Annotated in this window: 10 protein-coding genes; 8 read left to right on the top strand and 2 right to left on the bottom strand. The window is 65.3% G+C overall.

All coding sequences use genetic code 11. The features are described 5' to 3' along the window. The first annotated feature begins 3 nt into the window (after positions 1–3). The 3 genes from OCK01_RS01170 to OCK01_RS26495 all read left to right on the top strand — a co-directional run bounded on the left by OCK01_RS01170 (position 4) and on the right by OCK01_RS26495 (position 2,228). The gene (locus OCK01_RS01170) at positions 4–561 is read left to right on the top strand and encodes an ABC-type transport auxiliary lipoprotein family protein (protein WP_263823139.1); all 558 of its coding nucleotides are present in this window, start codon (positions 4–6) and stop codon (positions 559–561) included. Between the two features lie 54 nt (positions 562–615). After that, entirely contained in the window at positions 616–1,404 is a 789-nt protein-coding gene (locus tag OCK01_RS01165; RefSeq protein ID WP_412178956.1) for a carbon-nitrogen hydrolase family protein, read from the top strand. A gap of 608 nt (positions 1,405–2,012) precedes the next feature. Further along, the gene (locus tag OCK01_RS26495; RefSeq protein WP_412178971.1) at positions 2,013–2,228 is read left to right on the top strand and encodes a DUF930 domain-containing protein; all 216 of its coding nucleotides are present in this window, start codon (positions 2,013–2,015) and stop codon (positions 2,226–2,228) included. Positions 2,229–2,305: 77 nt separating this feature from the next. On the opposite strand, the gene OCK01_RS01155 is transcribed toward OCK01_RS26495, so the two are convergent. Beyond that, positions 2,306–10,243 carry a hypothetical protein gene (locus tag OCK01_RS01155; RefSeq protein ID WP_263822335.1) on the bottom strand — a complete coding sequence of 2,646 codons (7,938 nt, stop codon included), beginning with the start codon at positions 10,241–10,243 and terminating at the stop codon, positions 2,306–2,308. A gap of 435 nt (positions 10,244–10,678) precedes the next feature. On the opposite strand from OCK01_RS01155, the gene OCK01_RS01150 reads away from it, so the two are divergent. Together OCK01_RS01150 and OCK01_RS01145 are read left to right on the top strand one after the other, a co-directional pair. Next, the gene (locus OCK01_RS01150) at positions 10,679–11,047 is read left to right on the top strand and encodes an Hpt domain-containing protein (RefSeq protein WP_182826176.1); all 369 of its coding nucleotides are present in this window, start codon (positions 10,679–10,681) and stop codon (positions 11,045–11,047) included. 88 nt (positions 11,048–11,135) lie between these two features. Then, positions 11,136–11,456 carry a (2Fe-2S)-binding protein gene (locus OCK01_RS01145; protein WP_263822334.1) on the top strand — a complete coding sequence of 107 codons (321 nt, stop codon included), beginning with the start codon at positions 11,136–11,138 and terminating at the stop codon, positions 11,454–11,456. A 331-nt stretch (positions 11,457–11,787) separates the two neighbouring features. Here the strand turns inward: OCK01_RS01145 and OCK01_RS01140 are convergent, their stop codons facing one another. Further along, positions 11,788–12,393 carry a DUF922 domain-containing Zn-dependent protease gene (locus OCK01_RS01140; RefSeq protein WP_182826178.1) on the bottom strand — a complete coding sequence of 202 codons (606 nt, stop codon included), beginning with the start codon at positions 12,391–12,393 and terminating at the stop codon, positions 11,788–11,790. A gap of 116 nt (positions 12,394–12,509) precedes the next feature. Between OCK01_RS01140 and folP the strand changes: the two genes are divergently transcribed. From folP to folK, 3 genes are read left to right on the top strand one after another with little or no spacing between them, the layout of a single operon-like run. Further along, complete coding sequence (folP, locus tag OCK01_RS01135) at positions 12,510–13,382, top strand: dihydropteroate synthase (protein ID WP_263822333.1); 873 nt, start codon at positions 12,510–12,512, stop codon at positions 13,380–13,382. Then, positions 13,379–13,753, top strand: coding sequence for a dihydroneopterin aldolase (folB, locus tag OCK01_RS01130; RefSeq protein ID WP_182826180.1), 375 nt, complete (start codon positions 13,379–13,381; stop codon positions 13,751–13,753). The genes folP and folB overlap by 4 nt, the downstream gene beginning before the upstream one ends. Next, positions 13,737–14,255 (top strand): 2-amino-4-hydroxy-6-hydroxymethyldihydropteridine diphosphokinase, encoded by a 519-nt coding sequence (gene folK, locus OCK01_RS01125; RefSeq protein WP_412178970.1) that lies wholly within the window; start codon positions 13,737–13,739, stop codon positions 14,253–14,255. The genes folB and folK overlap by 17 nt, the downstream gene beginning before the upstream one ends. Positions 14,256–14,298 lie beyond the last annotated feature (43 nt).

Genomic DNA, 14,298 nt, shown 5'->3' with positions numbered 1-14,298 from the left:
TTCATGGGCGTATGCCTGCTGGCTCTGGGCGGTTGCCTGGGCGGAACTCCCGACGACACCTTCTCATTGACGGCTGTGTCCGGCGTCGAAGGACCAAGGCTGACCCAGCGCCAGATCCTTGTTCCCGAACCGACCGCGGTCAAGGCGCTCGACTCCGAGCAGGTGGTCATCCGCGTCAGCCAGTCGGAGATCCAGTATCTCGCCAAGTCGCGCTGGAGCGACCGTCTGCCGAAACTCGTGCAGGCGCGTCTCGTGCAGGCTTTCGAGAACACCGGCCGGCTCGGCGGCGTCGGCATTCCGGGGCAGGGACTCGCCATCGACTATCAGGTGATCACTGAAATCCGCGCCTTCGAGATCCTGGCCTATGGCGGCAGCCGCGCCCAGGTGGAAATGTCCGCCAAGCTGCTCAACGACCGCAACGGCGAGGTGCGCGCCAGCCGCGTCTTCACCGCCAGCGCGCCTCTCGGCGGCTCCGGCAACGAAGCCTTCATCAAGGCCCTGGACGCCGCCTTCGCCCGTGTCACCACCGATATGGTGGGCTGGACGCTCAAGGCGATGTGACGGGGCGACGAAGCCCCGGTGAACGATCGGCTTCGGTCGCATGAGGAGATGCGCTTGAAGAGCATCCAATTTCGCGTGGCGCTTGCTCAGGTGACGACCGGCGCCGATGCAGACGTCGTCTGCGCCGCAGCGGCCGCGCAGCAGGCCGAGCTCATCGTTTTTCCGGAAATGTTCTCGAACGGCTACAGCCGGTTCGAACCCGACAGCCAAGCCTCCCGCAAGGCTTGGCTCGACGGGGCGGAACCGCTGGATGGCGCTTATATCGCAGGTTTTCGAGACGTCGCCCGCAGGCGTCGACTGTCGATCGTCGCGACTTTTCTGGAACAGGGCGAAACCGCCCCGTTCAACGCCGCCGTGCTGATCGATGCTGACGGCGAGATTGTCCTGCATCAGCGCAAACGGCGCATCTGCTTCTTCGCTGTACCCGAAACGGCCTGCGCGCCGGGCGATCGATCTTCAGTGGCGAGACTGAAGACGACGGTCGGCGAGATCACTGTCGGCGTGATGATCTGCATGGATCGCGAATATCCCGAAGTCGGAGCCGATCTGATCCGCCAGGGCGCCGACATCATCCTCGTACCCAACAGCAGCCCTCTGATCGACGATCCGACCGTCGGCGACGTCAGAGTGGCCGGCGTGCGCGCCATGGCTTTCCAATCCGCCGCCGGCATCGCGGTGGCCAATTATCCTGCGCCGAAAGACGATGGCCATTCCTTCGCCGTCGATGGGCTCGGGCGGATCATCGCGATGGGCGGAGCCGAAACCGGTCTGGTGATCGCGGACTTCGACATCGAGGCTCTCAAGGCCGTCCAGCGACAGGAATGGTTTCGCCGGACCCGGTGAAACCTCGACGACGATGCAGGGAGGCGAGCATCGGTCACATTTATCGCCCGAATCTCGCCCATTCTCCGCCCGCCGCGGCGGCAGGATAGGAGCGAGGTTTGCAGACAGCGAGGGACGACCGCCCCGGAGCGGAAGGGCGGAGAATGGGCGAGATTCGTCGCCATGATAGGGCGTCGTCGCTTCACGTTGAGCTTGACCTTGTCCGTCTGCGGCCATGCGACTGTTGCCGGCTTGTTGCTCTTTGGCGTCCATCAGCCTCCAGCGCCTGCGCCCGCCCGGGAAATTTCGGTCTCGCTGGTCGAGATCACGCTCGGCGTCCCGAACCGAGGGCAAGAGCGAATGAAAGCTCCGCCGCCGGTGAAGGTATCCGAGCCGGACGATCGCTCCACTCGGCCCATTCCGAACATCGCGCCCTCCAAGGAGAGGTTGCGCCCCTCCAACTCTCTGCATGCGGCGCAGCATCTATACGCCACGGACGTCTTGTCCCGCCCCGACAACATCAGGGCTCGCAAGGCTTTGCGCACTCTTGAGCCCGACGACAAACGGATTCAGCTGTGCAATATCGAAGCGATGGAGCAATTGCGCCGGACCGATAAAATTCCGCCGAACTGGTTGCGCCCTATGCCTTTCAGGATCTTGCGCTTCACGCAGCGGAAATCGTCGCCGACGGTGCGGCGGTCAAAGCCGGGAAACGCTGGCTCAGGCTGCGCTACCGATGCGTGGTCGCGCCGACGGCACAAGCCCCGTCCGAATTCGCTTTTGCGCTCGGCGACGCCATTCCCGAATCGGAATGGAGCGAGCACTTCCTCTCCGCAGGCTCCTGAATAGACGAATGATATCCGAATCGAAGAGGCCGCCCGGTGTCCCGAACGACCCCTTGTTCAAGTCGCTGCATACATTCTTACGAGAAGCGGCCCGCCGCATGCGCCAGCATGGTGTAGACCTTGCCGGTGTCGGAGGTGAGGTAGCTCTGCGTCAGGGTCTTGTCGCGATCGTTGCGGGCGACATCGTTCAGCAGTTTCTCGAAATCGCCGATGTAGCGGTCGACGGCCGAGCGGAATTCCGGCTCGCGATCATATTTGCGTTTGATCTCGTCGAAGGTCTGCTGGCCCTTCAGCGTGTAGAGCCGACGGGTGAACACGTCACGCTCGCCGCGGTGATAGCGACGCCAGAGATCGACCGAGGCTTCATGATCGATGGCGCGGGCGATATCGACCGACAACGAGTTCAGTGATTCCACCACCTGCCGCGGATTGCGGTTTTCGACGCGCGAAGCGGCCGGGGGCGCCGTGCGGGTGTCGGCTTCCGCTTCGTCGCGGGAGGCGTTGCGCAGCAGATCGCTGATCCAGCCCTGGCCTTCTTCCCGACGCGCCGTCGGCTGGGCGGGAGCGGGGCGCTCCTCGCGCGGAGCCGAGGGACGATTAAGCGGATCGACGCCGAGGCTGCCGCGCAGACCGAGTGGCTCGCGGGACGGCGCGGACACGCGGCTCTCCTGGCGCGGGGCCGAGGCGAGCGGGATCGACGGGCGCTCCGCCGCCGGTTGCGCTTCGGCGCGACGCGGCTCTATCGCCGGCTGGAGCCGGCTCGCTTGCGGGGCCGCCGGCTGACGCGCTTCGGTCGGGCGCTGTTGCGGCTGCGGCTGCGGCGGCGTCGCCATGCGCTGCGGCTCCGAACGCGCCGTTTCGATCGCCGCGGGCGGCTGGGCCGGGGCCGTTGCGCGGGGAGGAGCCTGATAGGCAGGCTGCGTGTCGACGCGGGCCGGCTGGTAGGCGACCGGCTGCGCTTCCACGCGCTGCGCCTGATAGACGGGCTGCGGCTCGACGCGCGGCGCGGGCTCCTGGCGGACCGGACGCGGCGTCTCGAAATGCGATGCGGAGACGCCGATGATGCCGGTCAGCTCCTGCAGGGCGCGGACCTGTTCGGCCACGGCCTTGCGCATCTGGGCGGCGTTCTCCTTGGCTTCTTCCGGGAGGTCGAACGCGCCGCGCTTGAGTTCGGCGCGGGTGTCGGTCAGTTCGCGGCGGATCTCGCCGGCGGTGCGGCGGATCTCGTCGGTGGCGCCGGCGAAGCGGTTGATCGAATCCTCGATCGCAGCCTGAAGCGCCTGGCGCATGTCTTCGGCGGTCGCCGTCGAGCGGGCGCCGGTTTCGCCGAGCATGCGGTCGACATCGGCGAGCGAGCCGGATACGGCGCCCCGCAATTTACCGGCCACCTGATCGGCCTGTTCGCTGGCTTTTCCGAGCGCGGTCTCGACCGAACGGGCCGCTTCCTGCGCCGCGGCGCCGACGGTGCCGCGCAGCGCGTTGGCCATCTGGTCGGCGCGCTGTTCGGCTTCGCCGAGCACACGGCCGATATCGGCGAACGAGGTCTGGATGCCGGTGCGCACAGTGTTTGTCACCTGGCCGGCGCGGTTTTCGGCGCGGTCGAAGGCGGCTTCCACCAGACCGGACACCGAGCGCATGGTGTTCTCGATGTCTTCGGAGCGACGGACGAGGCCGACGGCCAGCGCCTGCAGCGCTTCCTCGCGTTCGGCGAGCGTCGACACCAAGTTGGACTGCGCCGCGCCCAGCAGGTTCGAGGCCTGGCCGAGCACCTTGGAGTGATCGTCGAAGCGTCCCACCAGCGCGCCGATCTGACCGAGCGTGTCGTTGGAAACCGAGGAGAGGCGTTCGGCATTGCCTTCCAGCAGGCGCGCCGCCGCATTGACCGAATCCGAGGCGCGTGTCGCGCTGTCGGTGAAGCGGTCGGCGGTGCCGGTCAAGGTCTCGTCGATCGCGCCGAGATTGGCGGCGGCTTCGGCCACCAGTTGCTTGAGGCCGGCATTGCTCTGGCCGAGCGCGTCGATGAGGCCGAGGGCGGTGGAGCGCAGCGACTGCTCGCTGTCGCCGAGCGCGCGAGCGGCTTCCTGCGTACGGCTGGAAATGGCGTCCACCAGCGCAGCGTTCTCGCCGCGCAGCAGGGCCGCGCCTTGTTCGGCGGCGCTGCGGATGTCTTCCGCAGCCGTTTGACCCAGGCTCTGCAGGCTCTCGGCCGCCGGCCGCGCCTTTTCCTCGATCAGGCGGTTGAGTTCGGCCGAGCGGGCGGCCAGCATGGAGTTCAGCTCGCGTGTGCGGTCGTCGAGGGTCGTGCGGATCGCCTCGTTGCGGGCGGCCAGCGCCTTCTCCGCCGAGGTGAGGCTCTGGCTGATCGCGGCGCCGTCGTTCATCACCTTCTGCTGCGCCGCGCCCACCTGTTCGGCGAACTGGCTGGCGTTGCGGGCGAAATTGCTGGTCAGCGAGTCGGTCTGCGTGGCGAGCTTGCCCGTGAAGGTTTCGGCTTCGCCGGCGATGCGGCCGGTGAAAGCCTCGGCGTCGTGGACGAGCTTGCTCGCGAAGCTCTCGGTCTCGGTCGCCAGCTTGCCGGTGAAGGCGTCGGCGCCGGAGGCGAGCTTGCCGGCATAGGCGTCGGCTTCCGACACCATCCGGTCCGAGAACCGATCCGCCTCGCTGGAGAGACGCGCGCTGATGAGTTGCGCGTCACCGGTGAGCCGGGTGGCGAACTGATCGGCGTTGCTCTGCACGGTGCTGGCGAAGCTCTCGGCTTCTTCGGTGAGGCGGCTCGAGAAGCCGGCGCTGCGCGCGGCCATCTCGTCGGCATATTCGAAAGTCTTGCCGGAAATCTGGTCGATCGCCCGCCGCGCTTCGTCGTCCATCGATTGCGCGGCGTCGATGACGGCGGAGCGGAGGGTGGAGGCGAGGCCGGACGCCTTGCCGTCTATGGTGCGCGACACGTTTTCAAGACCGATCGTCAGCGCGCGGTCCATCGTCTCCAGCCGTTCGTCGAGATGCGCCGTATGGCTTTCGAGCGTTTCCGAGATCCGGCTCGCGCCGGTTTCGGCGACACGGTCGAAGGACTGGATCTGCGTTTCGATCAACGAGCCCAGTTTCACACCGGCTTCGTCGATGGTCTGGGCGAAGCGGCCGGCGTCGTCGCGGATGCCGGTCTCCAGGCGGTCGAAGCTGGTGAGGATGCGACCGCCGGTCTCGTCGAAGCGGCTCGACACCGTCTCCAGCGCGCCGTCGATTCGCTGGCTGAAGGTTTCGGCGACATTGGCGATTTCCGCCGCTCTTTCGCCGAAGCGATCACTGAGCGCCTGCGTGGAGCGGTTCATCGACTGGTCGAGATCCTCGGAGGCCGTCGCGATCGCCTGCTTCAGCGCGTTTTCGCGTTCTTCGAGCTTCATGTCCAGCATCATGATGTTGGACAGCATCGAGGCCGCGCCGCTTTCGAGCCGTTCGTCGATCGACACGGTCGAGGCTTCGATGGTTTCCTGCAGCGCCTGTCGATGGGCGGAAATCTGCGCCGACAGGCGCTCCGCCATTTCGTTGAGCGTCAGCGTGCTGTCGTTCAGCGTATCGCGGATGGCGCCATGGCTGAGTTCGACGCCGGCGTTCAGATTGGACAGGGCCGAGAGGAACTGATCGTCGAGCGACTGCGCCACGCCTTCCACGGCGCGGATCATCGAGTCCTGCCGTTCGGCGAGACCGCTTTCCAGACGTTCGGTCGCGCCGGTCAGCGCCTGACGCAGAGAGGCTTCGCCCTGGCTCAGCGTGGCGTCGAGACGCTCGATATGGCCCAGCACGGCGTTGGAGCCGCGCTGGAAGCGCTTGTCCAGCGCTTCGCCGGACTGTTCGAGAGCCTGGATCAGAATCTCCTGGCGCAGCGACAATTCGCCGTCGAGGCGGCTCGTCGAGACTTCGATCGCCTCGCGCATAGACTGTTCGCGCGCCTCCAGCGTCATGTCGAGCGACATGATGTTGGACAGCAGGTCCGTCGCGCCGCTGTCCATCTTTTCGCCGATGGTGCGCGCGGTGGCGTCGAGCGATTGCAGCAGGCTCTCCTGGCGCTGGGCGAGATCATTGTCCAGTCGACCCGTCGACTCCGCGATCGTCTGGCGAAGGGCAGCTTCGCGCTCGCCGAGCCTCGCGTCGAACTGATCCACGGAAGAGGAGATGGCCGCCGCGCCCGTGTCTAGCCGCTCGCCGATCGCGCGCGTCGTCGCGTCCAGCGTCTGCGCCAGGCCTTCCTGACGGCGGGCGAGATCGCCGTCCAGTCGGGCGGCGGAGGATTCGATCGCGTCCCGCAGCGAAGCTTCGCGGGCTTCGAGCGTCATGTCCACCGACATGATGTTGGATAGAAGATCGGCCGCGCCGGTGTCGAGCCGTTCGCCGATCGCCCGCGATGTCGCATCGAGAGACTGGACGAAGGTTTCCTGGCGGCGGGCGAGATCGCTGTCGACGCGCTCCACCGAGGCGGAAATCGTCTGCGTCAACGCGATTTCGCGCGCGCCCAGTTTGGCGTCGAATTGGTCGATCGACGTCGCAATGGCCGAGACGCCGGCGTCGAGCCGGTCGTTGATCGTCCGCGACGTCGCATCCAGCGACTGGACGAGGCTCTGCTGATGCAGGCCGAGTTCGCTTTCGAAGCGATTGCTCGCCGCGGCCACGGCGTCGCGTAGAGCCGCCTCGCGCTCTTCGAGCTTCATGTCCAGCATCATGATGTTGGACAGCATGTTGGCCGCGCCGGTTTCCAGCCGTTCGTCGATCGAATGGGCGGAGGCGTCGACCGTGTCGCGCAGAGCGTCGCGGTGCGACGCGATCTGGGCGATCAGCCGTTCGGCGGTTTCTTCGAGCGTCAGGCCGCTTTGGCCGAGCGTCTGGCGCAAAGCGTCATGGCTGCGCTCGACATCGGCGTTGAGCCCGCCCACGGTGGCGATCAGGCGCTCGTCGAGCGACTGGGCGAGATTTTCAATCGCGGTGGCGAGGCTCGCTTCGCGTTGCGCCAGCGTGTCTTCGATCTTGCGGGCATTGGCGTTGAGCGCCATGGCGCTCGCCTGCATGCGGCTGTCGAGCGAATCCGCGGTCGCGTCCAGCACCTGGCGCAGGCTGCGCTCGCGCTCGGCGATCTTGTCGGAAAAGCTGCCGGCGCTGGATTCGAAATCGGTCGCGCTGCGGGACAGCGCATCCTTCAGCTGGCCGGTGGTCTGCTCCACCGACGAGGTCAGCGAATCGGTGGCGCCGTCCACCGCCGAGGTCAGTTTCTGGGTGGATTGCTCCACGACCTCGCGCAGGCGGCTCTCGCCGTCCTCGAACGACATTTCCAGCATGCTCGCGCCCATGGCGATGCTGGCGCCGATTCCGGTGGCTTGTTCGTTGATGGTGTCGTCGAGCTGCTTGCGGCCTTCTTCCAGCGCGACGGTGATCGCGTTGGAGCGGTCTTCCAGCGTCTGGCGGATCAGGTCGTGGGTGGTGGCGAGCTGGATGCCGAGATCGGCGCCGCCGTTTTCAAGCGCTTCGGAGATGTCGCGCACGCCCTGTTCGATCGCGCCCTGCACGAAGCGGGCGCTTTCCTGGGACGAGGTCGCGATGCGGTTCGCGCCGTCGCCGAGCGTCTGCTCGATTTCGCCCGTCCGCTCGCGCAGCGTCTCGTCGATCCGCTTCTGATGCTCGCCGTAGACGGCGGCGATGGTGATGGCGTTTTCGCCGAGCGTCTTGGCGAGCCGCGAGCGGGCGTCTTCGGATGCGCCGGTGATCAGTTCGGAGCCGCGCGTCATTGCGGTGTCCAGACGCTGCTGGTTGTCGGCGAGCGTCCGTTCGATCGCCTGCCCCTTTTCGTCGAGCATGCGGGCCAGATGCTCCGGCGTCGAGCCGATGGCGTTTTCGATGCGGGCTCCGCCTTCGGCCAGCGACTTCTCCAGCCGTTCGCCGCCGGTGGCGACCGCGGTTTCGATGCGCGCGGCGCTGTCGGCCAGCGACCGTTCGAGGCTGGAGCCGCGTCCGTCGATCAGATCGGAGAGGCGGCGTTCGCCGTCGCCGATGGTTTCGGATATGGTTTTCTCGGTCTTGTCGAAGGCGGAGATCAGCGCGCCCGAGCGTTCGGACAACAGCGCGCCGAGACGCTGCTCGCCGCCCGACAGCGTCTGGTCGAGCTTGCGATTGGTTTCGTCGAACGCCGCCGCAATTCCCGACGAACGGTCGTCGAGCAGGCTCGACATGCGATCATGGCCGGTGGAGATGGCGGTTTCGATCGCCTGGGTGCGCTCGGCGATCTTCTGCGCCAGAGCGTCGGCGCGCGCGCCGAAGCCGCTGTCGAGTTCCTGATTGGCGCGGCCGATGACTTGGGTGATGTCGCCGACCTTGGCGTCGAGGGCGGTCTCGATGACCTCCTGGCCTGCGCCGAGCGCCGTCTCGATGGCCACGGCCTGCCCCATGAAGGATTGGGCGATCCGTTCGAGCGAGGATTCCAGCGTGCTGGACAGCGCGTCCTGGCCCTGGCCGAGCGCCTTGTTGATGCGGGTGAGGCTTTCGTTGAGCTTGGCGTCGAGCGAGCCGCTGCGTTTGTCGAAGGCGTCGGCGAATTCGCCGAGCCGGCCGTCGAAGGCCGACGACACCTGGTCGACCGAGGACTTGAGACGCTCGTCGAGGAAGGCGGTGCGGACGTCGAGATCCATGATCGCATCGTCGGCCGTCGTCTTGAGCGCCTGGCGGAAGCTCTGATTCTTCTGGTCCAGCGTCGCGTTCAGCGATTTCAGCATCGATTCCAGCGAATTGCTGATGACGCCGCCGCTGTTGGTCAGCGTCTCGTTGATCTGCCGGGTGCGGGCGATCAGCGTCTCGTTGAGCTGCCGGGTGCGGTCGGCGAGCGCCGCGTTCAATTTCTCCGTCGTGGCGTCCACCATCGAGGCGCGTGTCTCGAATTCGGACAACAGCTTGTTGCCGCGCTCGTTGATCGTCACGCCCAGCGTTTCGATGCGGGTGTCGAACTCCTCGGTCAGCGCCAGGCCGGAAGTTTCGAGCGCGCCAACCAGTTCTTCGGTCTTCTTGGACAGGACCGAGCCGATCGTATTGGCGACATTGCCGCTCTTCTGCATGATGATCGCGGCTTGGGTGTCGATCATCTGGGCGACGGCTTCGCCCGACGTGGCGATGTTCTTGGCGATGGTCAGGCTGGCGCTGGCGAGTTCGTCGCGGAGCAGGTCCTGTGCGCCGGTGATCGAGGACCGCACGCGCTCGGCATGGCCGATGATCGCCTCGCGCTCGCTGCCGAGTTCCTGCACCAGGCTGCGGACGCGCAGTTCGTTGTCGCTGTAGCTGCGTTCGAGCGCGTTCACTTCGGAATGCACCAGCGTTTCGAGTTCGGAAGCGCGCGCGATCGTGCGCTCGATGCCCTCGTTCATGGCCGAGACTTCGCGACGCACGGCCTGGCCGACGGTCATGATGCGCTCGGCGGCGATGTTTTCCGGCTCGGCCAGTCTGAGGGCGACTTCGGCCATCGAGCGGGCGGCGTTCTTGAGTTCCTGCGCCCGCGCGATCATCGAGGCAAAGGCGAAGAAGATCATGATCGGGAAGAGGATGCCGATCAATGTCGCCAAGGCGCCCGGAATGGCGCCGAGGTCGCGCAGAGACGAGATCTGCCAGATTTCCGGCGCGTAGAGAAAATGCGCGGCGATCAGCCCCAGAATGACCCAGAGCGCGGAAATGGCCGCGGCGATCCGCATGGGCGATTTCGAGCGCGGCGTGTCGAAGCCGCGGGTGAGGGCGGCCGAAGCCGTGGGAAGGGGGTCGTTGGCGGGGCGGTGCGAGGGCGCTCTCGGCGCGGGCTCCGGGCCGAGCGAACGCGCATTGTCCGCCTTGCGCTGCTGCGCAGTCTTCCCGGTCTGGTTTGCAACGTCGGACACACGGCTCTCCCGCTTTTGCGGCTGCGTTCCGGAATGGTCGTCCTGAAAGTCGATCGCCAGGGCCTCTTCCAACGCCCTGTAGGCGTTTTCCGACACGGCGTCGTTTTCGCTCTTAATCGTCATTCCGAACTGCCTCGTTTTACTACCTCGCCGCGGCCGCTCCGAGCGGAAGCGAAACGTCGAGGCCCTGTATCCGATCCGGAGATTGTCGCATGCCGCGCCTCATGCGGCGATGGATGCGCTTCCCGGGACCGTCACTTTCGCGGCCGCTGGTTAAGGACGGCCTTTTTACCCACGTTACGTAGTGGCACAGAAGCCGTTTTGATACAATCACTTGTGGGGAAGCTCCGCGCAAGGTTGAGGGGATATTAACGACAATTTTGCCGCGCCCGCTCAAAAAACCAAGCGTTTAGGCGCGTTTAGATATCGTTAACCATCTTTGCAGAATGCCTTCCCTGAAAACGCCCCAATTAAGCGTTCTTGCGTCCATCGCTGCGACACTGCCGATCATAAGAAAACTCGCATGTGTCACAAACAAACAAGAACAGGGAAATGAACATGGCAGCCGCATCCGTCGCCTTCGAAGCACCCGACAACTACGCCTCCGTCGCGCCTTCGCGGGCTCGCCCCATCGATCTCGTCCATCTGGCGCGCCAGACGTCGGGCGACAAGAACCTCGAGCTCGAAGTCCTCAACATCTTCGCCCGCCAGGCGCGTAACTGCATGGCGGAACTGTCGTCGTCGGCAAACGACAATCGCTCGGCCATCGCGCACCGCCTGAAAGGCGCCGCGCTAGCCATCGGCGCCTTCAGCGTCTCCACCGTCGCCGAAAAGGTCGAACATGACGCCGACGACGCCGCCGCGCTCGCCATGCTCGGCGCAGCCGTCATCGAAGCCGAAAATTTCATTCTCAAGCTGTCGCGTTGATCGCCCCGGGCTTTCTCAGCCGTTGTTGACGCATTTCTGAATATGTTGGAAAAGGCTCGCCAGTCTTTTCCAACTCGTCAGGACAATCATGCCGAAACTCACCTTCGTCGCCTTCGACGGCGCCCGCTTCGATGTGGACGTCGCCACTGGATCCACGGTCATGGAAGCCGCGATCCGCAATTCCGTTCCCGGCATTCTCGCCGAGTGCGGCGGGGCCTGCGCCTGCGCCACCTGTCATGTCTATGTCGACGACGCCTTTTCCGACAAGGCCGGTCGTCCCGATCCCATGGAGGAGGACATGCTGGACTTCGCTTACGACACCCGCCCCACCTCGCGCCTGTCCTGTCAGATCAAGATGACCGACGCCCTCGATGGCCTGGTCGTCCATATTCCGGAAAAGCAGAGCTGACGGCGTTCCGGAGTCCGGCAAAAAAATGCCTCGCTCGACGGTGAAGGCGAGCGAGGCAAGTAAGACGCATCGTCAAACAGGCGAGGGAGGAGACACCTGTTGCCACTCCAATGCGTCGGGGAAACCACACATGACACCGTAAGGAAGGCTGCTCTACGCTGCGACCGCTTCGACCTGTTCAGTGATTGAGAACCTATTTAAGTTAGTCCGCAAGTTCAATTGGGACAAATGGCGGGCCAATTAACAGGAAGTGCGCAAGCTACGCGCAAGCCTGCTGCTCCATTTGGGCTGATTTTGCGGATTCGAGGGGCGCTTCAAACGGCCGGGATCGTTATTCGGCGCGGCCGGTCGCCCGATAGCGCAGCAGGCGCGTCATCCGAGCGCTGAAATTTGCGGCTTCGATTCGGTCGAATCGCTTCTGATCCGCGTCATGCGCTTCGAGCGCCTCTGCGGTGACCCGCGAGACCTGGGCCTTGAGCGTTTCGCAATCGCGTTCCGGCCGAAGCGCGCGCAGCGCCTTTTCGAGCGCGCGGGCATGGTTGCGGGCGATTTCCGCATGCCGCTCCTCATGCCGTTTGATGTCGGCCGACAGCGTGTCCCACAGCAGCCCCATGCGGGCGTCGGCCTTCGAGCGGTTTCTCCATCGCGGCAGCGTCATCTTCGTGGTCAGCAGAATGCGCGCCTCGCCGATGCTGCAACGACCTTTTTCCGCCACGTAAGACGCCTTTCCGGAAAACGTGACGCGCGTCGCGCCGGGATGCCGACGTCCAGTGCCGAGCAGCGGGCCGCGTTCGGCCATTTCCCGGTCGAGGTCGGCGGCCGTCTTTCCGCCGATGCTGAAATAAGTGACGGTCTTGCGCGCGATCATTTCGGATTGTGCGGATGGAGCGATCGCGAGAACGGCGGCGACAAGCGCGAGGCGGGCCATTCTCTTCATCGGTTCACTCCTCGCATCCCCGGCGCGTCTATGCCGTCCGTCGGCATTTTCGGTGATTGTCTGTCGGCGCGCAATATGCAATCAGCAACCCAGCACATTCCGAGCGGAGATCCCGGATGACCTCGCCCTTCGCGCCCTTCGACTGGAAACTCGCGCATGGACGCAGCCTGACGCTGGGTCCGGACGCCGTGATCATGGCGGTGATCAACGTCACGCCCGATTCCTTCTCCGACGGCGGCCGAAATCTCGCGCTCGACAGCGCCGTGGAGAATGCTCTGCAGGCGGTGCGGGACGGCGCGGCGATCATCGATATCGGCGGCGAATCCACCCGGCCCGGCGCAGCCCCCGTATCGGCCGAGGAGGAGCAGGCGCGCATCCTTCCGGTGATCGAGCAACTGGCGCGCCGATCCGACGCGCTGCTGTCCGTCGACACCTACAGGGCGGAGACCGCGCGGTCGGCGATCCGCGCTGGCGCGCATATCATCAACGACATCGAGGGGTTGCAGAAAGATCCTCAGATGGCCCCGGTGGCGGTGGAGGCCGGCGCCGGCGTGATCGCCATGCATACCGGAAGAGGTCGCGAAAAACTGGCCGATCCCATCGAGGACCAGCGGCATTTCTTCTCGGCGACGCTCGCCGTCGCGAAGGCGGCCGGACTTGCTCGGGAACGGATCGTGCTCGATCCCGGTTTCGGCTTCAACAAGGAAACGCCCTCCGAGAATCTGGCGCTGATGGCCCGGTTTGACGAGTTGATCGCACTCGGCTATCCGCTTCTGGCGGGAACGTCGCGCAAACGGTTTCTCGGCGCGCTGACGGGCCGCGAACCCGCCGAGCGCGACGTGGCCACCGCGGCGACGAGCGCCCTTCTCAGAATCTCGGGCGCTGCCATTTTCCGCGTCCATAATGTCGCAATCAACCGCGACGCCCTGCGCGTCGCCGATGCTATTCTCAAGGCCCGCGAAACGGATGGGCGAGGAACACCTGCATGACTGGCACTTACACGATCACACTCGCCAACTGCGCCTTCTTCGCGCGCCACGGCGTCATGGACGAAGAGGAAGTGCTGGGGCAGCGCTTTTTCGTCGACGCCGAACTCGAAGTCATGCCGGCCGGCCCGCTCGAGCACGACGCGCTGGAGACGACCGTCGATTACGGCGTCGCCTTCAAGTTGATCGAGAAAATCGTGACGGGCCGTCGCTATTATCTGATCGAGGCGCTGGCCACTGAAATCGCCCGGGCGCTCGCCCAGCAGTTCCCGCAGATCGTGCGGGCCAAGATCACCTTGCGCAAGCCAAATGCGCCGATTTCCGGCGTTCTCGATTATGTCCAGGTGTCCGTCGAGCATCATGCCCAACGCTGAGGCCGTCGCCTATCTCGGGCTCGGCGGCAATCTCGGCGATCCCGTCGTCAATATGGCCGAGGCTTTGAGACGCGTCGACGAACGCCCTGACTGTAGGGTGGTCTCAGTTTCGCGCCTCTACCGGACGCCGCCCTGGGGCAAGACCGATCAGGACTGGTTCTTCAACAGCGCGGCGGAAATCGCCACCACGTTGGATCCTTTGTCGCTTCTGCGTCTCTGTCTGGAGATCGAGCGGTCGATGAAGCGCATCCGGGTGGAGCGCTGGGGCCCGCGCACGATCGATCTCGATGTGCTCGCCTATGGCGACCTGCAGATGTCGACCGAGGACTTGACCTTGCCGCATCCACGGATGACCGAACGCGCCTTCGTGCTCCAGCCGCTCGCGGACGTCGCCCCGGTCCTGATGATCGCCGATCGTTCGGTCACCGCATGGCTCGCCGAAGTCGACGCCGCGGGCATCGAACTGGCCGACGCCGATCGAAACTGGTGGCGGCGCGCATAAAACAAAAAGGCCGGCGCATCCGCCGGCCGATATTCAGATCATC

It is taken from the genome of Rhizobium sp. TRM95796 (assembly GCF_025779995.1).
Lineage (GTDB): Bacteria > Pseudomonadota > Alphaproteobacteria > Rhizobiales > Rhizobiaceae > Rhizobium_E.
This window is presented reverse-complemented; position numbering and strand designations above follow the sequence as displayed.

Coding starts and splice junctions, on each gene's coding strand:
- OCK01_RS01150 (WP_182826176.1), top strand. CDS start 10,679: ATGGCAGCCGCATCCGTCGCCTTCGAAGCACCCGACAACTACGCCTCC.
- OCK01_RS01140 (WP_182826178.1), bottom strand. CDS start 12,393: ATGAAGAGAATGGCCCGCCTCGCGCTTGTCGCCGCCGTTCTCGCGATC.
- OCK01_RS01155 (WP_263822335.1), bottom strand. CDS start 10,243: ATGACGATTAAGAGCGAAAACGACGCCGTGTCGGAAAACGCCTACAGG.
- folB (WP_182826180.1), top strand. CDS start 13,379: ATGACTGGCACTTACACGATCACACTCGCCAACTGCGCCTTCTTCGCG.
- folP (WP_263822333.1), top strand. CDS start 12,510: ATGACCTCGCCCTTCGCGCCCTTCGACTGGAAACTCGCGCATGGACGC.
- OCK01_RS01170 (WP_263823139.1), top strand. CDS start 4: ATGGGCGTATGCCTGCTGGCTCTGGGCGGTTGCCTGGGCGGAACTCCC.
- OCK01_RS01145 (WP_263822334.1), top strand. CDS start 11,136: ATGCCGAAACTCACCTTCGTCGCCTTCGACGGCGCCCGCTTCGATGTG.